Source organism: Janthinobacterium sp. PC23-8 (assembly GCF_002250505.1).
In the GTDB taxonomy this organism is placed as follows: domain Bacteria; phylum Pseudomonadota; class Gammaproteobacteria; order Burkholderiales; family Burkholderiaceae_D; genus Janthinobacterium.
The window spans coordinates 205,546-229,695 of record NZ_NJGY01000002.1 but is presented as its reverse complement, the minus strand read 5'-3'; the positions used below and the strand labels follow the sequence as shown (position 1 = coordinate 229,695).

The following is a 24,150-nucleotide window of genomic DNA, read 5'->3' as shown; positions in this document are numbered from 1 at the left end:
CATGCCGCCACTTCACACCATCACCGCCATCCTGCGCGCCACCTTGGGCCTGGGCCCGCAGCCGCTGGCGCACGATACGCCGCTGTTGGGCAGCTTGCCGGAACTCGATTCAATGGCCGTGATCGGCGTGATCGCCGCGCTGGAAGACCATTTCGGCTTTGCCATCGAGGACGACGAACTGCACGCGCGCCACTTCGCCACCCTCGGCACTTTGCAGGCGTTTGTCGACGCCAAGCTGGCGCAAGCGGACTTGCGCTGATGTTGAACGCCACCACCGGCCTGCTGCCATTCTTCCTGCCGGCCCAGGGCGGCCAGCGCTACTGCCTGCTGCACCTGCCGGCGCCCGGCCAGCCGGCGCGTGGCGGCATCGTCTACATCCACCCGTTTGCCGAAGAACTCAACAAAAGCCGCCATGTCGCCGCCCTGCAGGCGCGCGCCTTTGCCGCCGCCGGCTACAGCGTGCTGCAGCTGGACCTGTACGGCTGCGGCGACAGCAGCGGCGACTTCGGCGAGGCGCGCTGGGCCATCTGGCGCAACGACCTGCACCTGGCCTGCGCCTGGCTGGCGCAAAGGGTCGATGGTCCCTTGACCTTGTGGGGCTTGCGCCTGGGCGCGCTGCTGGCGCTGGAACTGGCCGCGCACGCGCCGGTGCCATGCGCGCGGCTGCTGCTGTGGCAGCCGGAACTCGATGGCCGGCGCGCCATCGACCGTTTCCTGCGCCTGCGCATCGCCGGCCGCATGCTGGCCGGTGATGCCGACGCGCCCGGCCACGCACGCGCCGAACTGGCGGCCGGGCGCGCCATCGAGGTGGCCGGCTACCTGCTGGCGCCGGAGCTGGCGCAGGCCATCGATACCATGGCCGCGGCCACCTTGCGCCCCGCCAGCCCCGTCTACTGGCTGGAATACGTGGCCGGCGACACGTCGATGCTGCCGGCATCGGCCGCCAGGCTGGCCGCGCAATGGCGCGGCGAGGGCGTGACGCTGCGGATCGCCGGCTTTGGCGACGGCGCCTTCTGGAACAGTGCGCAATTGCTGGAGTGTCCGCAACTGCTGGACGCCACCGCCAGCGTCTGCCACGACTGGCTTGATGACGGAGACCGACAGCATGCTCGATGAAGCGACCACCACGGCCAGCGTGACCACCGTGCGACAACTGGCGCTGCGCTTTCGCTGCGCCGACGATATCGACGACAAGCAGGCGCGCCTGATCGGCATCCTGACCCTGCCGCCCGCGCCAGGCCCGCGCGGCGTATTGATCGTCACGGGCGGGCCGCAGTACCGGGCCGGCAGCCACCGCCAGTTCGTGCTGCTGGCGCGCTTCCTGGCCGCGCGCGGCATGGCCGTGCTGCGCTTCGACTACCGCGGCATGGGCGACAGCGAAGGCGCGCCGCGCGACTACCGCACCGTCGACGCCGATATCGCCGCCGCGCTGACGCAGTTTTTCGCCGCCGTGCCGGCCCTGCGCGAGGTGGTGCTGTGGGGCTTGTGCGACGGCGCCACGGCCGCCGCCTGCCATGCGCCGCGCGACCCGCGCATCACTGGCCTGATCCTGCTGAACCCCTGGGTGCGCAGCGCGACCGGCCTGGCGCACGCCACCCTGCTTCACTATTATCTGCCGCGCCTGATGCAGGCGGCCTTCTGGCGTAAACTCGCCGGCGGCGGCCTGCGCTTCGGTGACAGCCTGACCTCGCTGTGCCAGGCGGCCGCCGCCAGCCAGAACGCGCAGCCGGAGGCCGATGCGCCGGCCACCTTGCTGTTCCAGGCGCTGCGCCGCTATCGCGGCAAGGTGCTGCTCATTCTCAGTGGCGACGACCTGGGCGCGCGCGAATGGACCACGATGATCGCGCGCGACCGCGCCTGGCGCGAACTGGCGGCCAGCCGCAGCTGGCGCCAGGAAGAAGTCATGGGCGCCACTCATACGTTTTCCAGCGCGCAGGCGCGCGGCCAGGTCGAACGTCTGTGCGCCGACTGGATACGCTCATGCTGAACCCGACGCGCCCGCGCCGCGTGCTGATGGTGGCCTACCATTTCCCTCCGCTGCAAGGCGGCAGCGGCGTGCTGCGCACCCAGGGTTTTGCGCGCTACCTGCCCGCAGCGGGCTGGCAGCCGCTGGTGCTCACCGCCAGCGCGCGCGCCCATGTCCACACCAGCGATGACTATCCTGGCGATGGCGAACTGACGGTGCGGCGCAGCGCAGCGCTCGATGCGGCGCGCCACCTGTCGCTGCGCGGACGCTATCCGGCCTGCCTGGCCTTGCCGGACCGCTGGAGCTCCTGGTGGCTCAGCGCCGTGCCGGCCGGCCTGGCCATGATACGGCGCTACCGGCCCGAGGCAATCTGGTCCACCTACCCGATCGCCACCGCCCACCTGATCGGCCTGACCTTGCATAAATTGACGGGGCTGCCGTGGATCGCCGATCAGCGCGACCCGATGATCGACGACAGCGACCCGCAAGCGCCGTATCCCGCCAACACCCGCCTGCACCGCCTGCACGGCTGGATCGAACAGCGCATTGCGGCGCGCAGCGCGGCCATCGTCTGCACCACGCCAGGCGCCATCAGCGCCCACCGCCGGCGCCTGTCGCAGGTGACTGCCGAACGCTTTTGCCTGATCGAAAACGGCTATGACGAAGAAGGTTTCATGAACAGCGCCGGCCAGGCGCAGGACAGGCATCGCAGCCGCTTTTTGCTGCTGCACAGCGGCGTAATCTATCCGTCCGAGCGCGATCCGCAGGCGCTGTTTGCCGCCCTGGCCAGGCTGCGCCAGGGTGGCGTGCTCACTGCGCACAATTTCCAGCTGCTGCTGCGCGCCACCGGTCACGACGCCTGGCTGGCCGGCCTGCTGGCCAAATACGGCATCGCCGACCTGGTCACCATCGCCCCTTTGCTGGCGCACCAGCAGGCATTGCGTGAAATGCAGTCGGCCGATGGCTTGCTGCTGCTGCAGGCGGCCAACTGCAATGCGCAAATCCCCGCCAAGCTGTATGAATACCTGCGCTGCCGCCGGCCGGTGCTGGCGCTGACCGACCTGGCCGGCGACAGCGCGGCCAAGCTGCGCCTGTGCGGCATCGACACCATCGGCCAGTTGGCCTCGACCAGCGACTGCGCGCGTGCGCTGCTGCGCTTTCTGGCCCTGGCGCGCCAGGGCCGCGCGCCTCTGGCCAGCCAGGGCGCCATCGTGCTGCAATCGCGCCAGGCGCGCAGCGGCGCGCTGGCCGAGCTGCTCGACCAGGTCACCTACCGGAGTTCACCATGAAAACCCTGCTGATGCTGTGTGCCTTCCTCGCCGGCAGCGCCACCACCGCCACCGCCACCGCGCAAGCGAGCTGCCCGCCCTATGTGAAACACGATCCGGGCGGCGACTACACCAACTCGGACGACCGCGCCGGCCTGGCGGTGGTCGAGCAATACCATTTTTCGCGCAACGTGGAAACGCTCAAACAGGGCATGACGGGCAGCCTGGGTGGCGACATCAGCTACACCCTGGAGCACTTCCCCAACCATCACCGGGCGCTGGCAGCCATGGCCAAGCTGGGCCTGCGCGACAAGCGCGTGCAACCGGTCGGCGCGCGGTACACGGTCAGCTGCTATTTCGAGCGCGCCATCGCCTACGCACCGCACGACACGACGGCGCGCATGGTGTTCGGCAACTACCTGCTGGCCACCAGGCAGGATGCGGCGGCGCTGGAGCAGTTGCAGGAAGCGGCGCGCAGGGAGCCGCAACACGCCACCTTGCAATACAACCTGGGCCTGCTTTACGTGAAACGCAAGGACTACGCGCAGGCGCGCGAGCATGCGGCAAAAGCCTATGCCCTGGGTTTCCCTTTGCAGGGCTTGAAAAACCAGCTGAAGAAAGCCGGCCAGTGGCAGGAGCCGCCGGCCCAGGCCAAGGATGCCGAAGATAGCGCTACGGCGCAATGACGGCCAGGCGATCCGCCACGCTCAGGCCGGGGATCGCTTCTTCGTTCATCTTTTCTCTACCGGTTGCACTTTCGAGGCGGCCAGCACGGCGCGCTGGCGTGCCGTGTCGATATCGTCGGCCGTGGCCAGCGCCACGCCCATGCGGCGGCGCGCAAACGATTCGGGCTTGCCGAACAGGCGCAAGTCGGCGCCCGGCACGGCGAGGGCCTCGGCCACGCCTTCAAACGCAATGCCCCTGGCGTCCACCTGGCCATAGATGACGGCCGAGGCACCCGGCGAGCGCAGCGCCACGTTGACGGGCAGGCCCAGAATGGCTTTCGCATGCAGCTCGAATTCGCTCTGCACCTGGCTGGCCATGGTCACCATGCCGGTATCGTGCGGGCGCGGGCTCACTTCCGAGAACCACACCATGTCGCCCTTGACGAACAGCTCGACGCCGAACAGGCCCAGGCCGCCCAAATCATCGGTCACCTTGCGCGCGATCGCGCGCGAGCGTTCAAGCGCCAGCGGCGCCATGCGCGCCGGCTGCCACGATTCCACATAGTCGCCCTGCACCTGCAAGTGGCCGATCGGCTCGCAAAACTGCGTCTCGATCTGGCCCGAGCTGCCTACGGCGCGCACCGTCAGCAAGGTGATCTCGTAATCGAAATCGATAAAGCCTTCGACGATCACCCGCCCCGTATCGACGCGCCCGCCGCTGGCCGCATGGGCCCAGGCGTTTTCCACGTCCTGCGGGCCATCGAGTTTGGACTGCCCCTTGCCCGACGACGACATGACCGGTTTGACGACGCAGGGAAAACCGATCTCCTGGCAAGCGGCCTGCAACTCCTGCAAGCTGCTGGCAAAACGGTAGGGTGAAGTCGCCACCCCAAGCTCCTCGGCCGCCAGGCGGCGTATGCCCTCGCGGTTCATGGTCAGTTGCGCCGCGCGCGCGGTCGGAATGCAGGTAATCTGCCCGGCCGCCTCCAGCGCGGCCAGGGTGTCGGTGGCGATCGCCTCGATTTCCGGCACGATCAGATCCGGCTTTTCCAGCTCGATCAGGGCCGCCAGCGCCACCCCGTCGCTCATGTCGATCACATGCGAGCGGTGCGCCACCGGATGGCCGGGCGCGTTCGGATAACGGTCCACCGCAATCACCTCCACGCCAAGGCGCTGCAGCGAAATGATGACTTCCTTGCCCAGTTCACCGGAACCGAGCAGCATCACCTTGATGGCGGTGGAAGATAAAGGCGTACCGAAGGTGCGCGGCGTGTTGAGTGCAGTGGTCATGGGCAGGAACGTGTCAGTGTCAGGAAAGATGGCTGGACTATAACAAATGCCGGCACGCTTGGACAGCGCATCCTGCCGTGCGTCGCCCAAGCGGCACTTGCCAGCGCTTGCTGTCAATGCAATAATGAGAATGATTCTCACTTATTGCACTTTCCGACCAGCCATGAATCCTGCCGCGCCACCCGATTTGTCCGCCTTGTACAGCGCCCATCACGGCTGGCTGCAAGGCTGGCTGCGGCACAAGCTGGGCAGCGGTAACGATGCGGCCGACGTGGCGCAAGACACCTTCCTGCGCCTGCTGCAACGCCGCGACTGTCCGCAAGCGGCGCTGCGCACGCCGCGCGCCTACCTGACGCGCATCGCGCAAGGGTTGGTGATCGACCATTACCGTCGCCGCGACGTCGAGCAAGCGTACCTGCAGGCGCTGGCCTTTCATCCAGAACACACCGCGCCGTCACCCGAACAACGCTTGCTGATCATCGAAACACTGCTGCGCCTGGACACGGCCCTCGATGCGCTCAAGCCGCGCGCACGCCAGGCGTTTTTGCTGGCCCAGCTCGAAGGACTGACCGGACCGGCCATCGCCGCCCGGCTCGATGTCTCGCTCGCTACCGTCGAACGCGACCTGGCCAGCGCCTGGCGCGCCTGCTACCGCGTGTACTTCCCCTGATGCCGCGTTCCTCGCGCCATGAGCCGGCCGATGCGGTCGAGCAAGCCATCGCCTGGGCCGTGCGCCTGCAGATGCACGGCCCGCTGCCCGCCACCTTGCAAGCGCTGCAGCAATGGCGCGATGCCGATGGCCGCCATGAAGCAGCGTGGCAGCGCATCGCAGCCATGCGCGGCCAGCTATCGATCCTGCCGCCGGACGCGAGCCGCGCCACGCTGGACGCCAGCCTGGCGCGCCGGCGCCAGCGCCGCCAGTCGCTCAAGCTGGCCGCCGCCTTCGGCCTGGCCGGCACGGGCAGCTGGCTGGTGATGGACACGCGCGCCGACTACCATACCGGCACCGGCCAGCGCCTGGCTGTCACCCTGCCCGATGGCAGCGTGCTCCATCTCAATGCGGGCACCGCCGTGAACGTGCAATACGATGGCGCGCGCCGGCTGCTGACGCTCTTGCGTGGCGAGATCGCCATTGCCACTGGCGTCGATCCGCAGCAAAGGCCATTCCGGGTGCATGCCGGCCTGGCCCGCATGCAGGCGCTCGGCACGCGCTTTACCGTGCGCCGGTTTGATGAGGGCGACCGCCCGATATTGCGCCTGGCGGTACAGCAAGATGCGGTGCAGATACAGACAACAGAAAGTGGCGCGGCGGCCGTGCTGGCGCGGGCGGGCGATTGCGTGCTCACCGACGGCGTGCGCATCTGGCGCGACACCGACCTGCACGACGATCCTGCCGCCTGGCTCGATGGCGTGATCGTGGCGCGCGACATGCCGCTGGGACAGCTGGTGGCGGAACTGGCGCGCCACCGCCACGGCATGCTGCTGTGCGACGCCGATATCGCGCAGCGGCCGGTATCCGGCGTGTTCCAGCTCGGCGACCCGGAACGCGCCTTGCGCGTGCTGCTGCAGACGCAGGCCATCGTCGCCGTCTATCGCACGCGTTTCTGGATCACCTTGAAAAAAGCGTAAAAAAATTGAGGGGATCTGGCCGGCGGCGCGGCATACAGTCAGACACCACTCACCTTGAAAGCGCCATGACCTATTCGATGCAACCCCATCCTGCCCGTTCCACCCTGGCCAGCGCGGTGGCCGCCGCCCTGCTGCTGCTTGCCGCACCGGCGATGGCCCAACAGGCCGCTGCGCCCGACGCCAGCGCCATCCATGTGCTGCAGATCGCCGCCGGCCCGCTCGATGCGGCGCTGGAACAGCTGGCCCGCAAGGCCGGCCTGACGCTCACCTACCAGGCCGGCGAGCTGCGCGGCCTGCACAGCGCCGGTCTGGCAGGCAGCCACGACGCCGAAACGGCGCTGCGCCTGCTGCTGGCCGGCAGCGGCCTGACGGCGGTGCCTCTGGGGCCAGGCGCCTTTGCCTTGCGCGCGCTGCCCAGGACGGGCGACGCGGCACAAGGCGGCGAGCAGAAACTGGCCGAGATCACCGTCACAGCCGGCAATGCGGCGGTGACGGAAACGGAAAACAGTGGCGCTTATGCGGCCGCGCTGGCCGGCACGGCGACGCGTTTCGTGCTGTCGCCGCGCGAGACGCCGCAGTCGCTGACCGTCATCACGCGCCAGCAGATGGACGACCAGGGTAGCGTCACATTGGCCGACGTGCTGCAGCAAACGCCCGGCGTGACCGTCTCGCATGACGATTCCGAGCGCTACAACTACTATGCGCGCGGCTTCAGCCTGAACAGTTTTCAGTATGACGGCGTACCCACCTTTGATTTTGGCACCAACTCGAACGGCCTGGGCATGCGCGACATGGCCATCTATGACCGGGTGGAAGTGGTGCGCGGCGCCAATGGCCTGATGAGTGGTGCGGGTAGCCCCGCCGGCGCCGTCAACCTGGTGCGCAAGAAACCGACGCGCCAGTTCCAGGCCTATGCGCAGGCCAGCGTCGGCAGCGAAGACCGTTACCGCGCCGAGACCGACCTGTCCGGCCCGCTCAATGCCGACGGCTCGGTGCGCGCGCGGCTGGTGGCGGCCTATCAGGATCATGGCGCGCATATCGCCTACTATCGCCAGGACAAGCGCGTGGCGTATGGCGTCATCGAAGCCGACGTCACGCCGCGCACGCGCCTGCTGGCCGGCCTCGACTACCAGAAGATCGGTTCGCAAGGCTCATCGTTCGGCCAGAATCCGCTGTTCTACAGCGACGGCAGCCGCACCCGCTTTGACCGCTCCTTCAATCCGGCCGCGCGCTGGACCAATGCGGACAGCAGCAGCACGCGCGTGTTTGCCGCTGCCGAACACCTGTTCGACAATGGCTGGCAGCTGCGGGCCGAAGCGAGCCACTGGAAAGGCGACACGGACCAGCGGCAAGCCAATATCATCAGTTGGGGTCCGTATCCCGACCAAACGACGGGCCTGGCCACCTTGCAGCGCGGCACCAAGACCTACGCCATCGACAGCAATTCGCTCGATGCCTATGCGGCCGGGCCATTCCAGTGGCTGGGGCACCAGCATGAACTGGTGTTCGGCATCAACGCCAGCCACCGCGATTCCAACTACGTCGCCGCCAGCGGCGGCAATCTGGCCATCGACTATCGCCGCTGGAACAACGCCGCGCCGCAGCCATCGACGCTGCGGGTCAGCCAGACGCAAACCTATGCATTCAAGGAATATGCCGCCTATGGCGCGGCGCGCTTCAAGCCGGCCGACGGCCTGTCGCTGATCGTCGGCAGCCGCCTGAACGCATACGAACGCACGGGCGACCTGGTGTATGGCTCGGGCGGCACGGGGCGCGATGACGCCAAGGAAAAACACAAGCTGGTGCCGTATGCGGGCGCCGTCTACGACCTCAATGCCAGCTGGTCCGCCTACCTCAGCCATGCCAGCATTTTCGAGCCGCAGTCGGTCAGCGACGCCAACGCCAGGGTGCTGCCGTCCACCACGGGCGCGTCCTGGGAAAGTGGTCTCAAGGGAGAATTCTTCGACCGCAAGCTCAACGCCAGCGTCGCGCTGTTTCAAATAAGGCAAGATAACCTGGCCGATTACGTCGCTACGGACGCCAACGAGCGCGACGTGTACCGCGCCATCGACGGCACCACCACGCGCGGCATCGAAGCCGAAGTATCGGGCCAGCTGCGGCCGGACTGGCAGATCATGGCGGGCGCCACCTGGAGCCGCCCGCGCGACAAGGACGGCCAGCGCATCGACACCACGCGCCCGGAACGCAGCGCCAAGCTGGCCACCAGTTATCGCCTGCCCGGTGCCTGGCGGCAACTGACCGTCGGCGCCAACCTGAACTGGCAAGGGCGCACCTGGTACGCCACCACGCTGGCGGGCGACGTGCCGGCGCGCGCCGACGAAGGCAGTTTTGCCGTGGCCGGCCTGATGGCGCGCTACGTCTTCAACAGCAGGCTCAGCGCCGTGCTGAACATCAATAATGTGTTCGACAAGACGTATTACAGCGGCTATGGCCTGTACGGCAGCAGCCACTACGGCGACCCGCGCAATGCCCAGCTGACGGTGCGCGCGAGCTTTTAGGCCGCTTTCAGGTGTTGACACCGTCAGGCATCAACACCGTAAGCGACGGCGATCAGCAGCAGTGCATTGTTAAATGCGCGCGCCAGCGCCGTGGTGGCATAGGCAGCGGCCACGCCCGGTTGGCGGTAGCGCAGGTAGATAAAGCTGAACATGGCGCCTGAACCGAGCGCGACTATCGCATGCAGCAAGCCGCCGCTCAGATAATGGACGATGCCCCACAGGATGGCGCCGCTAAAGATGCACCAAGGCTGGCCCACGCCAACACGCCGCAGTATCTCCAGCGGCAGCAACTGGCCGAGGAAGGTTTCAAGAATGGGGGAATAGATGACGACCCAGAACAGCAGCAGCGGCAGCGACATTTCGCGCTGGAAACGCGCCAGGCCCGTGCGTGCGCCCCAGTATTGCGGCGGCAACAAGGCCTGGGTGACGGCCAGGATGGCGAAGCAGAGCAGGCAGGTCAGCACTGCCCAGCCCAGCGCGCCGCCGACATGGCGCAACAGCGGCGCCTTCAGCGCCATCTCCGGGCGGTCCACATCGTGACTTCCGTGCAGCTGCATATGCGATCCTGGGGGCGCTGGTCCGGCTTCCATTGTAGCGCGTAAAACCGCGCTTGCGCGTCCCCCAGGACGAATGCTTATGCGGCCAGCGGCAGCGACTGGCCATGCGCCCCGGCCAGCTTGAAGATACCCACTTCCTGCTCCAGCTGTTCGGCCTGCTGCTGCAATTGCAGGGCGGCGGCGGCCGCCTGCTCGACCAGCGCCGCGTTCTGCTGCGTCACTTTATCCATGTCGACGATGGCGCGGTTGATCTGCTCGATGCCGGCGCCCTGCTCCTGGGTAGCATGGCTGATTTCGGCCATGATGCCCGTCACGCGGCCGATGCCGGCCACCACCTCCTGCATGGTGGCGCCGGCTTTTTCGACCAGCACGGTGCCGGTGCCGACCTTGCTGACCGAATCGTGGATCAATGCCTTGATTTCCTGTGCGGCGGCGGCCGAGCGCTGGGCCAGGCTGCGCACTTCGGTGGCGACGACCGCAAAGCCGCGTCCCTGTTCGCCGGCGCGCGCCGCTTCCACGGCGGCGTTGAGCGCCAAAATATTCGTCTGGAAGGCGATGCCGTCGATCACGCCGATAATGTCGACGATCCTGTTCGACGAGGCGTTGATCAGGTTCATGGTCTGCACCACTTCGGCCACCGCCTTGCCACCCTGCTCCGACACCTTCGACGCTGCGTGCGCCAGGTGGTTCGCCTGCTGGGCGTTTTCCGCATTCTGGCGCACGGTGGCGATCATTTCCTCCATTGACGAGGCGACTTCTTCCAGCGAGCCGGCCTGCTGCTCGGTGCGCTGCGACAGGTCGCGGTTGCCCGACGCGATCTCGGTCGAGGCAGAGGTGATGTTTTCAGTCCCATGACGCACCTTGCCGACGATGGCCGACAGATTGTCGCGCATGGTTTTCATGGCAAACAGCATGCTGCTGTCGTCGCCGGGGCGCGTGACCACGTCGATCGCCAGTTCGCCATGGGCGATCCGGCCGGCGATCGCTGCCGCATAATCGGGCTCGCCACCGAGCTGGCCCAGCAGGCGGCGCGTGATGACGGTGGCCACCACCACGCAGACGAGCACGCTGATGGCCGCCAGCGCGGCGATCCAGCGCACCGAATGGCCGTAGATGGCGTGGGCCTCATCGCTGGCCAGCGTCGACTCGCGCTGCACCGATTTCAACACCGTATCGATATCGGCGACGATCCGGCGGCGCAAGGGACTGCAGTCATTGACCAGAAAGGCGCCATATTCCTCCATCTTGCCCGCCTCGCGCAACTGGCGCGGGCGCAGCAGCTCCTGCGCCATGGCGTTCAGGCCGGCGCTGACTTTCTCGAACTGCGCGTCGCCCTGGAACACGGGTGTCAGTTTGGACAGTGCATCGAGGTACAGCGCCTTTTGCTGGTCGACGATGGCCAGTTCGCGCGCGGCGGCTGCGTCGTCGTGGAAAATATAGGCATTGCGCGCGGCCAGGCCGGTCTGGTCGAGCGCTTCGCGCGCCACATACAGCGGTTCAAGTTTTTGCTGCTGCACATTATCCTGGGCGCGCATGGCGTTTGAGACGGCGCCGATGCGCAGCAGGGCAAAGGCGGCCAGCACCAGCATCAGCGCCACCAGGGCGGCAAAACCGAGGGTCAGGCGCATGCCGATGGTAAGACTACGTTGTGACTTCATGATCGCTCCTGTTTTTTGAACATGCTTGCCAGAAACGGCAGCGTTAATGAGATAGCTTGTGCAATCGTTGCTGCAATACAGGCCGCATCCTGTGGCGGGACGCAGGCCGGCGACTGGCGTTTTTTGGGCCGTCGGAGGTGTTCCTGCAGGAAAAGCGCGGCTCCTGGCCGGCGTTCTCTATGGGCGAAACTATAACTCATGAGCAATAAAAAAGGATCTTCAGAAACCTGTTTTTGATGTTTAAAAGCACTATATATTTCCTTTTGTGCACTTTTTTTCAATTATTTTTCCATAATGTGCGCCAGTTAACTTAACGCCCCGTCCCGCCAGCGGCTTTTCCCTCATCAAGCGCCGCCATCACCCTTGCTTGCCCCGCCCGTAGGCGTGACCATTAACTGGTTATAATTGGGCCATTCTTTCAAATCGAGGTTGTGTATGAAGTGGGCCTTGCTGGGCATTTTTGCGTTTTCTGTTTTACATATCCATTTTCGGGGCAAGGTGCGCCTGCCGTTCCGCCGCCAGCTCTTCGACCACTCGTCGTTCATGGCGCCGCTGAACCTGTTCATGCACACGTTTTCGAAAGTGCCGGCCACGCCCTATCTGGCCGTGTCCGACTTTCCCGAGCTGGCGCCGCTGCAGCAGAACTGGCACATCATCCGCGATGAGGCGCTGCGCTTGCAGGAGCTGAAAAAGATCAAGGCGGCGGAAAAGAACGACGACGTCGGGTTCAATTCCTTCTTTAAATATGGCTGGAAGCGCTTTTACCTGAAGTGGTATGACGCCAGCCACCCGTCGGCGCAGCAGATGTGCCCGCAGACCTATGCCCTGCTGCAATCGATTCCCTCGATCAAGGCGGCCATGTTTGCGGAACTGCCGTCCGGCGGCAAGCTCAACCCCCACCGCGACCCGTTTGCCGGTTCGCTGCGCTACCATCTGGGCCTGCAGACGCCGAACGACGACCGCTGCTTTATCGATGTCGATGGCGAACGCCACAGCTGGCGCGACGGCCAGGCCGTGATGTTCGATGAAACCTATATCCACTGGGCCCGCAATGACGCCGGCAGCGACCGCATCATTCTTTTCTGCGATATAGAACGCCCGATGCGTTTCCGCTGGGCACAGGCGCTGAACCGCTGGCTGGGCCGCACCCTGATGACGGCCGCCGCCTCGCCCAACGAACTGGGCGACCAGGCCGGCGGCATCAGCAAGCTGTTCCGCATCTCCTGGGCCATGGGCCAGTACCGCCGCCGCTTCAAGGCCTGGAGCAAGCCGGCCTACAACCTGGCGCGCATTGCGCTGGTGGTCGCCGTGGTTGCGCTGCTTTATTATATTTAAGACGTATCAGACTCAAATAAATCGCCTTCGGGCGATTTTTTCATGGGCGTTCATCTGGCCGGTTCAAACGTCACCACCAGAGCGTCAGCGGTGGTGCGCAGCTGCGTCGGCACAAACTGCACGCCGGCATAGCGCAGCTCTTCGGGCTTGAAGGTATAGATCGGCGTTTCATGCATCAGCTGGTCGCCCACCAGGCTGGCCACCTTGGCAAATTGGCGCTGCTGCGCTTCATCCATGCCATCGATATTGACCCTGTCCACGCTGGCGTCGACCAGATAGACGGCATTGCGCTGCGCATCGAGCCGCAGCCGGCCCGAGATCGCCAGAGTGCCGCGCCAGTGCTGGCGGATAAACGGCGGCGTGACGACCGCGTCGACCGATAACGCCACCCGCTCCCTTTCCGGCTGCAGCGACAGTTGCGGATTGGTGACCTTCACGTCGATCACCGACAGTACGCGCTTGTCGATCGGAAAGCGGCGCTCCAGCCCCTGCTGCATCCTGGCCAGCGGCACGGTCACGTCGCGCGGACCGATCAGGGTCGAGCAGGAAGCGAGCATGGCGCAGGCCAGCGTGGCAATGGAAGCGGTTTTCAGGAAGGAACGCTTGGAAGTGGCAGTCATGACAGCTCTCGAAAAATAGGTCTGGCTATCTTACACAGCCGATTGATACAGCACAAAAAATACAGCACAAAACAAATCAGGCGCGGACCTTGCGGGCCGCGCCTGATGGTTCATTGCCCGCCCAGCAGAATTTAGTGGACGAAGATGGCGATCAGGATCACGATCGGCAGCGGGATGCCCAGCAACAGCAAGAGGATGGAACGCATGGAGTATCTCCTGTAATAAGGTGAATAATCAAATCGTCACGTGGCGCAGCACACGCTCGTGGTCGCGCTGGCGGCCGCCAAACGTCGCTGCCAGCGCGGCGACAAAGGCGCCGAGCAACAGGGCGACAAACATCCACAGGGCCGTATGGGCACCAGCCTTGCGGGCCGTATCGGCGGCTTCCCTGGCCTTGGCCCTGGCGTCGGCGGCGGCCTTGGCGGCGCGGCCGTAGACGGCGTCGACACGGGTTTCGGCCGCGGCTTGCGTCGCGCCGGTGCGCCTGGCAACGAGCTGGCCCAGGTAGGCGCGGTCGTCGGGCGCCAGGGTGCCGTTCGACATGCTGGCGGCAAAGATGCGGCCGATTTCAACGCCTTGGTCGGGTGCGTTCACCGCTGGCATGGCCGGCGCCCCGGTGGTCGCGGCTGGTGCGGGAGCAGAGCGCAGCAGCATGTCCGAGAAGTAGTCGAGCGGATTGACGCCATTGGCGCCACTGCCGCCTTCGCCGGCCTTGGCTGCGGCCGCTGGCGCGACCGCCGCCGCCACGCCCGTCCCCGCATCGAGGGCACCGCTCAGCACGGCGCGCGTGCCGCCGGCCAGCAGGGCCACCGTCACCAGGGTCGCCACGGCCCACGCCAGCAAGCCGTGGGCGGTATCGCGAAAATGCACTTCATCGGTATGCACAGAGCTCCATTTGACCCGCAGGCGGCCGGCCATGTAGCCACCGATGCCGGACGCGGCCAGTTGCATGAAAGCGAGCCAGACAATGGTCGATACGCCGATCGCCGTGGCGTTGAACGACCATGGCGAAACGGCGGACAGGCCCAGGCCGACGCCGAGGATCAGCAGGATGAAGGACAGTGCGGCGGCTGCGGCGGCGCCGGCCAGGACGGCGCCCCAGGAGACACCAGGTTGATTGAGGTCCGGGACGGACAATTGCGTCGTTTGCATAAGGTTCCCCTGTAAAAATTGTGTGGTTCAGGTGCCGGCGGCGGCCAGTTGTTGCTTGCGGGCCGCCATTTGCTCGCCCAGCGCATCGAGGTCTAGGCCGGTCTTGCGTACCTTGGGAAACATGTCGCCTTCTTCTTCCTTGACATGGTGTTGGATCTGCTCGGACAGCACGGTGAGCTTGGCGTCATACAGGTCTTCGGTGGGGTCCATGGCAAGGATTTGCGCGATCAGTTCCTTGGCGCTGGCGTGTTCGACCACTGCTTCGTCCATCAAATCGCCGTCATGGATGGGACGGCGCACGGCCGGATAGAAGATTTCTTCTTCCAGCTGGGTGTGCACGGTCAGCTGGTGGCAGATCTGCTCGGCCAGTTTTTTCTTGGTGGCAAACGAACGGTCGCTCAGGCCTTGGTACTGGGCAAACAGCGCCTTGACGTCCTTGTGGTCCTTCATTAACAAGCTGATTGCATTCATGACACCTCCTTGTCGTTGATGAGAACAAGGATGCCGCGCCGTGCCGCGAGCGTATGTGCGACGTCATACACAAAATAGCATTTGATACAGTTCAGAAACAGCTACTTGATGCCATGGTGATTCATCAGGTCGTACAGGGTGGGCCGGCTCACGCCCAGCAGTTCGGCGGCCTTGACGATATTGCCGTCGGAGCGCGCCAGCGCGCGCACCATCACCTTGTATTCGGCCGCGTCGCGCGCCTGGCGCAGGTTGACGCTGTCCTCGAGCGGTGCCGCGTGGTCGGGCAGGCCCAGATCGTCGACCATGATCTGCGGGCCGTCGCACATGATGACGGCCCGCTTGATGCAATTTTCCACCTCGCGCACATTGCCGGGCCAGTCATACGCTTCGATCGCCTGCAGCGCGTCATTGCTGAAATGCAGGCTGGCACGCCCTTCGCTGGCGCAGAACTTGTTCTTGAAATGGTGGGCCAGCAAGGCGCAGTCGCCGGCCCGTTCGCGCAGCGGCGGAATGCGCAGCACGATTTCACTGAGGCGGTAATACAGGTCTTCGCGGAAACGTCCCTGCCCGGCCAGCGCTTTCAGGTCCTGGTGGGTGGCGCAGACGATGCGCACGTCGACGGCGATTTCGCCACGTCCGCCAACGCGCTCGATCACGCGCTCCTGCAAAAAGCGCAGCAATTTGGCCTGCAGCGCCAGCGGCATGTCGCCGATTTCATCGAGAAAAAACGTGCCGCCGTGGGCCAGTTCGATCTTGCCCAGGGTTTGGCGCGCGGCGCCCGTAAACGCGCCGCGTTCGTAGCCGAACAGCTCGCTTTCGAGCAGGTGTTCAGGGATCGCCGCGCAGTTGATGGCGACAAAGCGCTGGCTGCTCCGGCTGCTGAGCGCATGCAGACCGCGCGCGATCAGCTCCTTGCCGCTGCCCGAGTCGCCCAGCAGCATCACGCTGGCCGACGAGGGTGCCACTTTTTCCACGCTGCGGCACAGTTTGAGCATGCCGGGATCGCGGCTGACGATGCCGGCCAGCGGCGAGTCAGCCTGGGTCTGCAGCATGCGCCGGTTTTCCTGCTGCATCGCGTGCAGATAAAAGGCGCGCGCGATCACCAGGCCCAGCATGTCGGCGTCGAACGGCTTCTGGTGAAAATCATAGGCGCCCAGCGCGATGGCCTTCAACGCATGGGCGCGCTCCTGGTTGCCCGACAACACGATCACCTTGGTGTCGGGCGCCAGCGCCAGGATCTGCTGCAAGGTGGCCAGCCCTTCGGTGGCGCCGTCCGGATCGGGCGGCAGCCCCAGGTCCATCGTCACGACGGCAGGCTGGTGGCGCCGCACCTGCGCCAGCGCCGCCTCGCGCTCACCCGCCAGCAGCACCTCGTAGCCGTCAAAACTCCATTGCAACTGCTTTTGCAGGCCGGGATCGTCTTCGATCACCAGCAGTTTCTGCTTGCCCATGCGGTTTCCTCTGCGCTTGCGGGTTTTTCAAGATTTTTTCAGGCGGGATGCAGCGGCAGGATCACGCGAAACGTGGTGCCCACCTGCGGCTCGCTGCGTACTTCCAGGCTACCGCCCACTTCGCGGATATATTCGCGGCTTTCGAACACGCCGATGCCCATGCCTGCCGTCTTGGTGGTGTCGAACGGCTTGAACAGGCGCTCGCGGATGAACTGCTCGCTCATGCCGGCGCCCGTATCGTTCAGTTCCACCACCGCCGTGCGCTGTTCGCGGCGCAGGCGCACGGCCACCTGGCCGCTGCTGGCGGTGGCCTCGATGGCGTTCTGGATCAAATGGCCCAGCACGCGCTCGAGGCGCGCGCGGTTGGCCAGCACCGTCAGTTCGCCATCGACAATTTCCAGCTGCGGCTTTGGTTCCAGGCTGGCCTTGGCCGCCACCGCCTGCTGCAGCAAGCCGTCGAGCCGCAGGGGGGCCGCGAGATCCGGGGTTTCACCGCGCGCCAGCTTTTGCAGCAAGGTCTTCATTTTCTGCACGGAATGGTCCAGCGTGGCCAGCATATCTTGCTGGAAGGCCGGATTGGCGCGGTGTTTCTCGGCGTTGCTGAGCAGCAGCGACAACTGAAACACCAGGTTCTTCAGGTCGTGCACGATAAAGGTCGACATGCGGTTGAACGACTCGAACTGGCGCGACACCATCAGGGAATCGAGCGATTCGCGGTGCGCCAGATAGCTGGCGGCCTGGCTACCGGCAATTTTCAGCACGTCGCGAATCTCCCAGTTCAGGCCGATGCGCGCGCGCGGCCGCGCCAGCGCCACCACGCCGAACAGTTTCCCATGCAGCATCAAGGGCACCAGCAGCCAGATGGCGGGCAGCGCCAGCAGCGCCGGCGGCAATACCAGCTCGCCGTAGTGTTGCGGCATTTGTTGGCAGTCGGCCACCTCGATCACCCACTGCCGCGCCTCCAGGAAGCGGTACAAGGCGCCGTCCGCTGCTTGCGCTGGCAACTGCGGCGGCCAGTTCCAGCTGGCTACCGGACTCAAGCTACCCGCCTCGCGCGCGATCCACAGCCCGCCGGCCGGGCTTTCCACCAGCTGCGCCACGGCCTGTATGGTGCGCTCGCCCAGGTCCGGGCCATCGTCGGACAAGGCGCGCGTAAAGCGCAGCCATTCTTCGCGATAATCAAAAATTGCCTTGTAAAAATGTTTATTAATAAACACCTTGAGCTTGGCGCGCAGCGCGCCAGAAAACAGCACGCCGGCCAGCAGCAACACGGCGCCACCCAGGTAGGCCATCTGCATCAGGGAACCCCAGGCGCCGCCGAAATAGCGCAAATAATAGGCGCTGGCCGCCATCGCCAGCAGATAGATGGCCGAACCGAGCAATGCGGCCGAACGGAACAGCATCTGGCGCGACACCGACAAACCCAGCGCCCAGCCGGTATTGCGCGCCGCCGACACGCCCAGCAGCGGCGCGCACAGCGCATCGACGACGCCGCGCGCGGCCCAGATGTCGTCATTGATCTCGCGAAACAGCAAGGCGTCGCTGTACAGGTAAAAATCATAGGCAAACAGGCCGCCCACGCCCAGGCAGGCAAACTTGATGCCCCAGCGCTTGAGCGGCGGCGTGTTGCGGTACCACTGCTCCACCAGCAGCATGCCGAGCACCGCCAGCAGGAGCCGGCAAGCGATGGCGGCGGTACGGGCAAACGCGGCCTGTTCGGCTGCCAGCTGCGGCAAGACCGACCACCACAGCACCATGCCGATGGCCGTCACGCCGGCGCCACCCGCCACCAGCGCCAGCAGGCGCGCGCGCGACGGTGCGATCAACAACAACAGGAAGACCAGCCAGGCCAGGGTGCGCAGCAGTTCCAGGCCATCGGCAACCAGCGACCAGCGCCGCTCCAGCAGCACCAGCATGACGATGCCGGTGGCCCACAAGCCCGTCACCAGGCAGGCGGCCAGCAAGGCGCGAGCCTGGCGGCGCGCGCGCCAGTTGCTGATCAATAAAAGGGAAAGCAGGAAAAACGCCAGCGAAGCGACTGCGTGGCTGAGCGCGGCCGCGTCGGCCACGGCCAACAGGATCGGCCCTGCGCTCACCGGCTACCCTTACCAAACAGAACTACTTGCACCGTTTCCAGCAGGATCAGCAAGTCGAGGAACAGGCTGTTGTTTTTCACATAATACAGATCGTATTGCAGCTTCTTGACGGCATCGTCGACCGAGGCGCCGTATTGGTAGCGCACCTGGGCCAGGCCAGTGATGCCGGGCTTGATGCTGTGCCGGATATTGTAATAAGGCACCTGCTCCTTGAGCTGGTCGACAAAATAGGCACGCTCGGGGCGCGGTCCCACGAAACTCATTTCACCGCGAAACACATTGAGCATTTGCGGCAACTCGTCGATGCGCAGCTTGCGTATCCAGTGACCGACACGGGTGACGCGGCTGTCGTTGGCCTGGGCCCAGGTGGGCGTGCCGTCGCGCTCGGCGTCACAGCGCATGCTGCGAAATTTCAGCACGTTGAAGGCCACGCCGTCGCGCCCTACCCTTTCCTGCTCATAAAACACGGGGCCGCCGTCTTCCAGGCGGATGCACAGCATGGTCGCCAGCATCACGGGCAGCGAGGCGACGAAAATGGCGGCGCTGGCGGCCAGGTCAAACAAGCGCTTGGAGGCGGCACGGAAAAAACTCTGGTCGAAGCCGCCGCCATAGATCAGATAGCTGGGCTGCAGGGAATCGATGCGGATCTGGCAGGTTTCACGCTCGAAAAAGGTAGCGGCATCAATCACGCGCACGCCGCCCAGCGCGCATTCGAGCAATTGCCGCGCGGGAAAGGCGCCGTTGCGGCGGTCGGTGACGGAGACAACAATTTCATGCGCGTCGTAGCGGCGCGCCATCGCCAGCAAGGTCAAGCCCGGCGGCAACATCGACGAGGCCGGTACGCAGCACTGCTCGCCCGGTACATCGATGCAACCGACCACCGTGAACTGATGAAAGCCGATCTTGCTGGTCGCCAGATCCATGCATTCCCGGGCCAGCGCACCGCCGCCGACCAGGATCAAGCGCCCTTCCATCAGCGCCGACTGCGAGGACTTGAACACCACCAGCCGCGCCAGCAGCACGCCGATGGCGCCCAGGCCGAAGATCATCACGCTGCCGCGGCCGAAATGCAGGGCAGGCACAAAGCGCACCAGCAGGCTGATCACGGCAAAACCGAGCGCAAAAGCGGGCAGGATACGCAGCAGGGTGTTGCGGATATCCTCGCGCGAGCGGTGCTGGTACATGCCCAGCGCACTCATCGACAGCACGATCACCAGCGCAAAGATCGACGAGGCGAGGTAGATTTCACCGGCGCGCAGCACGCCACGGCTGTCGGCCAGCCCGATCAGGGAGGTAAATGTCGCCGAAAACAGCAGGATCAAAATTTCCAGCAACAGCAGGACAAACGCTGTTTTCGACACGTAATGGCTGAATATGCGGATCATCTCTCCCCCTGCGGCTAGGCCCATGCTGCCGGGAAAATGGCGAACTGGAACCGGTCTTCCCATCATGGCGAACTGTTCAACGCAAGCCTTGACGAGCCGCAAACCGCAACCTCAGCTTTCTTTGATTTACAGAATTTATCTCAACACATGTCCGTTTGATGTGAAATGGACTATAGTATGCTTCCCCTAAAAAAAGATAAATGTCATGAAATTTGATGTAGCGATTGTTGGCAGTGGCCTGGCGGGTTTATCGGTTGCACTGCATTTGGCAGAGACGCGCACGGTCGCGATCATTTCAAAACGCGCGCTGCTCGATGGCGCCAGCAATTGGGCGCAGGGCGGCATCGCCGCCGTGCTCGACTCGGGCGACAGCCACCAGCAGCATATCGAAGACACCCTGATCGCCGGCGGCGGCCTGTGCGACGAGAGCGCCACGCGCTATATCGTCGAGCACGGCCGCGAAGCGATCGAATGGCTGATCGAGCAAGGCGTGCCGTTTACACGCGACGCGTCGGCCGAACTGGGTTTCCACCTGACGCGCGAAGGCGGCCACAGCCAGCGCCGCATCATCCACGCAGCCGACGCCACCGGCCACGCCGTGCAAGTGACGCTGGAAGAAAAAGTCCGCGCGCATCCCAACATCAGCCTGTTCGAACACCACTGCGCGATCGACCTGATTACCTCCGACAAGCTGGGCATGAAACCGGTGCAGCGCAATGCGCAGCCGCATTGCCACGGCCTGTATGTGCAGGACGAGCAGACCGGTAAAGTATTGACCTTTGCCGCCGAGCATACCGTGCTGGCCACGGGCGGCGCCGGCAAGGTGTATTTATATACCACCAACCCGGACACCGCCAGCGGCGACGGCATCGCCATGGCCTGGCGCGCCGGCTGCCGCGTGTCGAACATGGAATTCATCCAGTTCCACCCGACCTGCCTGTATCACCCGTATGCCAAATCGTTCCTGATCACCGAAGCGATCCGCGGCGAAGGCGGCCTGTTGAAACTGCCGCCTGAAGCGGGCGCGGCGGCCGGCCAGCGCTTTATGCTGGCGCACGACGAGCGGGCCGAACTGGCGCCGCGCGACGTGGTGGCGCGCGCCATCGACTTCGAGATCAAGAAGCGCGGCCTCGATTATGTGCACCTGGACATCAGCCACAAGCCGGCCGACTTCCTGATCGAACATTTCCCGACAATTTACGCGCGCTGCCTGGAGCTGGGCATCGACATCACCAAACAGCCGATTCCCATCGTGCCGGCCGCCCATTACACCTGCGGCGGCGTGGTGACGGACCTGGCCGGCCGCGCCGACCTGCCCGGCCTGTACGCGGTGGGCGAGACGGCCTGCACCGGCCTGCATGGCGCCAATCGCCTGGCATCGAACTCGCTGCTCGAATGCATCGTCATCGGCCGCGCCTGCGCCCAGGATATCGAAAGCAAAGAAAAGCTGGGCACCCCTTACTTGCCCGACTGGGATGAAAGCCGCGTTACCGACGCCGACGAGGAAGTGGTGATTGCCCATAACTGGGACGAACTGCGCCGCTTCATGTGGAACTATGTCGGCATCGTGCGCACCACCAAGCGCCTGGAGCGGGCCCAGCACCGCATCGCCCTGCTCAAGGAAGAAATCGACGAGTATTACCGCAATTTCCGCATCACCCACGATTTGCTGGAACTGCGCAACCTGGTCGACGTTGCCTCGATGATCGTCAACAGCGCCCTGTCGCGCCGCGAAAGCCGCGGTTTGCACTTCAGCCGCGACTATCCGGAAACCTTGCCGAAGGCGATCGCCAGCGTGCTGACGCCGCCGCATCGGTAGGCGCCGGGGCGGGGGTTAATTGATATGGCGCCCCTGCCCCTCATCCTTTACAAACCGGCACTCTTTCTCCAGACCTCCATCCTGGTGCCAGATCCGGCTCCAGCCCTCGCGCTCGTCATCGAAATAGTCGGCAACTTCTTTCGGTTGGCCGTTGTCATGCCATGACTTGAAGCGGCCCTGCTTGCGCCGTTGTGCGTCCCACTGCCCTTGCGCGACCAGCACGCCTGCGGTGTTGTACTGGCGTTCGCTGCATCGCTTCGCCGTTACATGCCAGTTGAAACTGAATCTGCCATGCGCCAGCTCAACGGCAACCTTGAAGTTGAACACGACGACAACAAAGCGAATATGCTTCCATAGCCTTTGGACCTGTAATGATGGTCGCAACGAGTGGGAGTCGACAGCATGCAAAAATCATTTATCGTTTTATCCATATCAGGGAGCGTCCTGGCTATCAGCAGCATCCTGGATATGATGTCGGGATTATTGAACTTGCAGCACTTTCATCGACTAGATGGCTATATCGGCATCCTGAGCAGAATCGCGTTTTACCTGTCGTTCCTCAGCTTTTGTTCGCACGTCTACGCCGTCATGAGCAAGCATCGCTGGACTTCGGCAGAAACAAAAAGCCAGCATCTGCCACGCCCTCCGGAAGAAATCATTGGTATCGGGGTCAGCTGCATCTTTGCCTTCTTTTTCACATTTGCAATTGCAAGACAGCAAGGGCATATAGCCAACGCCGTAATCATCTACGGCCTGTTCCTGCTCACCTCAGCGTTACTGATACAACCTTCAGGCAAAGGCTGGAAAGGAAACCTGGTCAACGCCATCTGGCCGGCCCTGTTTTTCCTGCTTTCCGCCGTGCTACAGCTGCCCTGGGAACCAGTATTGCGAGGATTATTTGGCAATGAGCATCTGGCTGACAACATCGATGCGAAATTTACGTTTCTGCTGTTAGGAGCAAGCTTTTGCACAGCCTTGATTGCGATACCGGGCATTATGCTGGCAAATCTGATAAAAAAGGCAATGACAGGTTTTGCGATCTCCTTGACTGGAGGGGCTTGGCAGGAATCAGATCCGATCAGAAGACATATCAACTGGCCATTAGCCGTACTGGCGATCGCCACTACGACAATATTAAGCTGAGCTGCTACAGTCCGCAGCCACGCCATCGCCAGGCAAAAGCTACCTGGCGCCCCGGCGAACACCAGGACGCCAGGACGCCAGCCAAACTGGCACTTACTGCAACTCGAACTCCGCCGGATTCAGATTCAGCTCCTTGGCAATCTTGCTGGCCACCCGCTGCTCATTGGCGTCGAAATTGCCATCCGACGAAGCGACCGCGATAATCATGCGCACCAGCAGGCGCGACGCTTCCACGTTCGACTTCATCTTGCCCAGCGCCTGGTAGGCCTTGGCCTCGCCGATATCCTTGTCGAACTCCAGCTGGCTGACAAAATCCTGGAACGCCTTGATCACATCGGTGGTGGTAAACACCGACAGCGCATCGTTGCTCTCGATGAACTTGACCATCTTCTGTTTCTCTTCCGCGCTCACATTGCCGTCTGCCATCGCGATCAGGGACGAGCCGGCCATCGCGGCGTTCAGGAAATCCTTGTTCTTGTACTTCAGCGCTTCGGTCTTCAGTTCACTTGCCTTGGTCTTCAGTTTGGACAGAAAGGAATCGAAACTCATGGGGGGATCTCCGGGTTGGTTGGACTTGAGCAGCGATAAACACTACCACCAGAACTCAGCTGGGGGCGCTAGCTTGAAATACAAACAAGCATGCGTGCAAGCGCCATCCGATTGCAGTTGAAAAATAGCCAACTTCATGGCAGCATGGCGCACCATTTTTGTGACTATTCAGCCTCTAGGGCGGCCTTAAAAATCCATTTAAAATCAATGAGTTACAATTTTTAAAAAACAGTGAAAAAGTACAAAAAATCACTTTTTTGTATAAAAATCGCGTAAATCGAGTACATTTCAGATGTAAAAGTCACGTAACTCATTGATTCGTAACGGCTGAATAGTTACTAGCAAACATTCATATGAGCGCCGCCCGGAGATCAAGTTACTTTGCGCGATGGCTCCAGCTGAGGTTGCACATCATGCTGACTTCATCCCTGTCGACAACCTCGCGGATGGCAAGGGGTGGGCTATTAGCAGCATAGGTTTTCCAAGCCGGTTTGGATAACGTGTGTATCCATTGAACCCATGCAGCCTATCCATACCAACAGAGATTTTTGTTATAGCCTGGCGAACATGAGAATGT

23 protein-coding genes are annotated in these 24,150 nt (G+C 63.7%); 11 read left to right on the top strand and 12 right to left on the bottom strand.

What is annotated here, in order from left to right; translation table 11 throughout:
- Nucleotide 1 precedes the first annotated feature (1 nt).
- From CD932_RS16130 to CD932_RS16110, 5 genes are read left to right on the top strand one after another with little or no spacing between them, the layout of a single operon-like run.
- Entirely contained in the window at nucleotides 2–259 is a 258-nt protein-coding gene (locus CD932_RS16130) for an acyl carrier protein (RefSeq protein ID WP_094443824.1), read from the top strand.
- Entirely contained in the window at nucleotides 259–1,116 is an 858-nt protein-coding gene (locus tag CD932_RS16125; protein WP_094443823.1) for a hydrolase 2, exosortase A system-associated, read from the top strand. Before CD932_RS16130 ends, CD932_RS16125 begins: the two co-directional genes overlap by 1 nt.
- A complete protein-coding gene (locus tag CD932_RS16120; protein WP_254926626.1) occupies nucleotides 1,088–1,987 on the top strand; it encodes a hydrolase 1, exosortase A system-associated in 900 nt (299 codons plus the stop codon). The genes CD932_RS16125 and CD932_RS16120 overlap by 29 nt, the downstream gene beginning before the upstream one ends.
- Nucleotides 1,981–3,255 carry a glycosyltransferase gene (locus CD932_RS16115; protein WP_254926625.1) on the top strand — a complete coding sequence of 425 codons (1,275 nt, stop codon included), beginning with the start codon at nucleotides 1,981–1,983 and terminating at the stop codon, nucleotides 3,253–3,255. The genes CD932_RS16120 and CD932_RS16115 overlap by 7 nt, the downstream gene beginning before the upstream one ends.
- Nucleotides 3,252–3,920 (top strand): ABC transporter permease, encoded by a 669-nt coding sequence (locus tag CD932_RS16110; RefSeq protein ID WP_176461011.1) that lies wholly within the window; start codon nucleotides 3,252–3,254, stop codon nucleotides 3,918–3,920. The genes CD932_RS16115 and CD932_RS16110 overlap by 4 nt, the downstream gene beginning before the upstream one ends.
- A 45-nt stretch (nucleotides 3,921–3,965) precedes the next feature.
- Here the strand turns inward: CD932_RS16110 and purT are convergent, their stop codons facing one another.
- Entirely contained in the window at nucleotides 3,966–5,189 is a 1,224-nt protein-coding gene (purT, locus tag CD932_RS16105) for a formate-dependent phosphoribosylglycinamide formyltransferase (protein WP_094444431.1), read from the bottom strand.
- A gap of 163 nt (nucleotides 5,190–5,352) precedes the next feature.
- Between purT and CD932_RS16100 the strand changes: the two genes are divergently transcribed.
- The 3 genes from CD932_RS16100 to CD932_RS16090 all read left to right on the top strand — a co-directional run bounded on the left by CD932_RS16100 (nucleotide 5,353) and on the right by CD932_RS16090 (nucleotide 9,337).
- Entirely contained in the window at nucleotides 5,353–5,859 is a 507-nt protein-coding gene (locus tag CD932_RS16100) for a sigma-70 family RNA polymerase sigma factor (protein ID WP_094443821.1), read from the top strand.
- On the top strand, nucleotides 5,859–6,818 hold the full coding sequence (locus CD932_RS16095) for a FecR domain-containing protein (protein ID WP_094443820.1): 960 nt from the start codon (nucleotides 5,859–5,861) through the stop codon (nucleotides 6,816–6,818). The genes CD932_RS16100 and CD932_RS16095 overlap by 1 nt, the downstream gene beginning before the upstream one ends.
- A gap of 65 nt (nucleotides 6,819–6,883) precedes the next feature.
- Nucleotides 6,884–9,337, top strand: coding sequence for a TonB-dependent receptor (locus CD932_RS16090; RefSeq protein ID WP_094443819.1), 2,454 nt, complete (start codon nucleotides 6,884–6,886; stop codon nucleotides 9,335–9,337).
- A gap of 23 nt (nucleotides 9,338–9,360) precedes the next feature.
- On the opposite strand, the gene CD932_RS16085 is transcribed toward CD932_RS16090, so the two are convergent.
- The 3 genes from CD932_RS16085 to CD932_RS28295 form a co-directional block, all read right to left on the bottom strand.
- Nucleotides 9,361–9,894 carry a CPBP family intramembrane metalloprotease gene (locus CD932_RS16085; protein WP_094443818.1) on the bottom strand — a complete coding sequence of 178 codons (534 nt, stop codon included), beginning with the start codon at nucleotides 9,892–9,894 and terminating at the stop codon, nucleotides 9,361–9,363.
- Nucleotides 9,895–9,971: 77 nt separating this feature from the next.
- Entirely contained in the window at nucleotides 9,972–11,552 is a 1,581-nt protein-coding gene (locus tag CD932_RS16080) for a methyl-accepting chemotaxis protein (RefSeq protein ID WP_094443817.1), read from the bottom strand.
- Nucleotides 11,549–11,833, bottom strand: a complete 285-nt coding sequence (locus tag CD932_RS28295; protein ID WP_141213272.1) for a hypothetical protein — start codon at nucleotides 11,831–11,833, stop codon at nucleotides 11,549–11,551. The genes CD932_RS16080 and CD932_RS28295 overlap by 4 nt, the downstream gene beginning before the upstream one ends.
- A 154-nt stretch (nucleotides 11,834–11,987) precedes the next feature.
- Here CD932_RS28295 and lpxO point away from each other — a divergent pair, with 154 nt between their 5' ends.
- Entirely contained in the window at nucleotides 11,988–12,887 is a 900-nt protein-coding gene (gene lpxO / locus CD932_RS16075) for a lipid A hydroxylase LpxO (protein ID WP_094443816.1), read from the top strand.
- Between the two features lie 50 nt (nucleotides 12,888–12,937).
- On the opposite strand, the gene CD932_RS16070 is transcribed toward lpxO, so the two are convergent.
- The 6 genes from CD932_RS16070 to CD932_RS16045 form a co-directional block, all read right to left on the bottom strand.
- Entirely contained in the window at nucleotides 12,938–13,507 is a 570-nt protein-coding gene (locus CD932_RS16070; protein ID WP_094443815.1) for a DUF1439 domain-containing protein, read from the bottom strand.
- 234 nt (nucleotides 13,508–13,741) lie between these two features.
- Complete coding sequence (locus CD932_RS16065; protein WP_094443814.1) at nucleotides 13,742–14,659, bottom strand: hypothetical protein; 918 nt, start codon at nucleotides 14,657–14,659, stop codon at nucleotides 13,742–13,744.
- Between the two features lie 27 nt (nucleotides 14,660–14,686).
- On the bottom strand, nucleotides 14,687–15,130 hold the full coding sequence (locus CD932_RS16060; RefSeq protein WP_094443813.1) for a hemerythrin domain-containing protein: 444 nt from the start codon (nucleotides 15,128–15,130) through the stop codon (nucleotides 14,687–14,689).
- Nucleotides 15,131–15,231: 101 nt separating this feature from the next.
- On the bottom strand, nucleotides 15,232–16,581 hold the full coding sequence (gene prsR, locus CD932_RS16055) for a PEP-CTERM-box response regulator transcription factor (protein WP_094443812.1): 1,350 nt from the start codon (nucleotides 16,579–16,581) through the stop codon (nucleotides 15,232–15,234).
- Nucleotides 16,582–16,619: 38 nt separating this feature from the next.
- A complete protein-coding gene (gene prsK / locus CD932_RS16050) occupies nucleotides 16,620–18,677 on the bottom strand; it encodes an XrtA/PEP-CTERM system histidine kinase PrsK (RefSeq protein ID WP_254926624.1) in 2,058 nt (685 codons plus the stop codon).
- On the bottom strand, nucleotides 18,674–20,062 hold the full coding sequence (locus tag CD932_RS16045; protein ID WP_094443811.1) for a TIGR03013 family XrtA/PEP-CTERM system glycosyltransferase: 1,389 nt from the start codon (nucleotides 20,060–20,062) through the stop codon (nucleotides 18,674–18,676). Before CD932_RS16045 ends, prsK begins: the two co-directional genes overlap by 4 nt.
- Before the next feature lie 205 nt (nucleotides 20,063–20,267).
- On the opposite strand from CD932_RS16045, the gene nadB reads away from it, so the two are divergent.
- Nucleotides 20,268–21,881: an L-aspartate oxidase gene (gene nadB, locus CD932_RS16040; RefSeq protein WP_094443810.1), complete on the top strand. Its 1,614-nt coding sequence runs from the start codon at nucleotides 20,268–20,270 to the stop codon at nucleotides 21,879–21,881.
- A 15-nt stretch (nucleotides 21,882–21,896) separates the two neighbouring features.
- On the opposite strand, the gene CD932_RS16035 is transcribed toward nadB, so the two are convergent.
- Nucleotides 21,897–22,289 (bottom strand): toxin-antitoxin system YwqK family antitoxin, encoded by a 393-nt coding sequence (locus tag CD932_RS16035; protein ID WP_141213271.1) that lies wholly within the window; start codon nucleotides 22,287–22,289, stop codon nucleotides 21,897–21,899.
- Between CD932_RS16035 and CD932_RS16030 the strand changes: the two genes are divergently transcribed.
- Nucleotides 22,284–23,024, top strand: a complete 741-nt coding sequence (locus CD932_RS16030) for a hypothetical protein (RefSeq protein ID WP_094443808.1) — start codon at nucleotides 22,284–22,286, stop codon at nucleotides 23,022–23,024. The two genes, CD932_RS16035 and CD932_RS16030, sit on opposite strands and share 6 nt — an antisense overlap.
- Nucleotides 23,025–23,117: 93 nt before the next feature.
- On the opposite strand, the gene CD932_RS16025 is transcribed toward CD932_RS16030, so the two are convergent.
- Complete coding sequence (locus tag CD932_RS16025) at nucleotides 23,118–23,573, bottom strand: tellurite resistance TerB family protein (RefSeq protein ID WP_094443807.1); 456 nt, start codon at nucleotides 23,571–23,573, stop codon at nucleotides 23,118–23,120.
- Nucleotides 23,574–24,150 lie beyond the last annotated feature (577 nt).

Coding starts and splice junctions, on each gene's coding strand:
- CD932_RS16085 (WP_094443818.1), bottom strand. CDS start 9,894: ATGCAGCTGCACGGAAGTCACGATGTGGACCGCCCGGAGATGGCGCTG.
- CD932_RS16090 (WP_094443819.1), top strand. CDS start 6,884: ATGACCTATTCGATGCAACCCCATCCTGCCCGTTCCACCCTGGCCAGC.
- CD932_RS16060 (WP_094443813.1), bottom strand. CDS start 15,130: ATGAATGCAATCAGCTTGTTAATGAAGGACCACAAGGACGTCAAGGCG.
- prsR (WP_094443812.1), bottom strand. CDS start 16,581: ATGGGCAAGCAGAAACTGCTGGTGATCGAAGACGATCCCGGCCTGCAA.
- CD932_RS16130 (WP_094443824.1), top strand. CDS start 2: ATGCCGCCACTTCACACCATCACCGCCATCCTGCGCGCCACCTTGGGC.
- CD932_RS16025 (WP_094443807.1), bottom strand. CDS start 23,573: ATGAGTTTCGATTCCTTTCTGTCCAAACTGAAGACCAAGGCAAGTGAA.
- purT (WP_094444431.1), bottom strand. CDS start 5,189: ATGACCACTGCACTCAACACGCCGCGCACCTTCGGTACGCCTTTATCT.
- CD932_RS16045 (WP_094443811.1), bottom strand. CDS start 20,062: ATGATCCGCATATTCAGCCATTACGTGTCGAAAACAGCGTTTGTCCTG.
- CD932_RS16080 (WP_094443817.1), bottom strand. CDS start 11,552: ATGAAGTCACAACGTAGTCTTACCATCGGCATGCGCCTGACCCTCGGT.
- CD932_RS16065 (WP_094443814.1), bottom strand. CDS start 14,659: ATGCAAACGACGCAATTGTCCGTCCCGGACCTCAATCAACCTGGTGTC.
- CD932_RS16030 (WP_094443808.1), top strand. CDS start 22,284: ATGCAAAAATCATTTATCGTTTTATCCATATCAGGGAGCGTCCTGGCT.
- lpxO (WP_094443816.1), top strand. CDS start 11,988: ATGAAGTGGGCCTTGCTGGGCATTTTTGCGTTTTCTGTTTTACATATC.
- CD932_RS16100 (WP_094443821.1), top strand. CDS start 5,353: ATGAATCCTGCCGCGCCACCCGATTTGTCCGCCTTGTACAGCGCCCAT.
- nadB (WP_094443810.1), top strand. CDS start 20,268: ATGAAATTTGATGTAGCGATTGTTGGCAGTGGCCTGGCGGGTTTATCG.
- CD932_RS16110 (WP_176461011.1), top strand. CDS start 3,252: ATGAAAACCCTGCTGATGCTGTGTGCCTTCCTCGCCGGCAGCGCCACC.
- CD932_RS16070 (WP_094443815.1), bottom strand. CDS start 13,507: ATGACTGCCACTTCCAAGCGTTCCTTCCTGAAAACCGCTTCCATTGCC.
- CD932_RS16115 (WP_254926625.1), top strand. CDS start 1,981: ATGCTGAACCCGACGCGCCCGCGCCGCGTGCTGATGGTGGCCTACCAT.
- CD932_RS16125 (WP_094443823.1), top strand. CDS start 259: ATGTTGAACGCCACCACCGGCCTGCTGCCATTCTTCCTGCCGGCCCAG.
- CD932_RS16095 (WP_094443820.1), top strand. CDS start 5,859: ATGCCGCGTTCCTCGCGCCATGAGCCGGCCGATGCGGTCGAGCAAGCC.
- CD932_RS16120 (WP_254926626.1), top strand. CDS start 1,088: ATGACGGAGACCGACAGCATGCTCGATGAAGCGACCACCACGGCCAGC.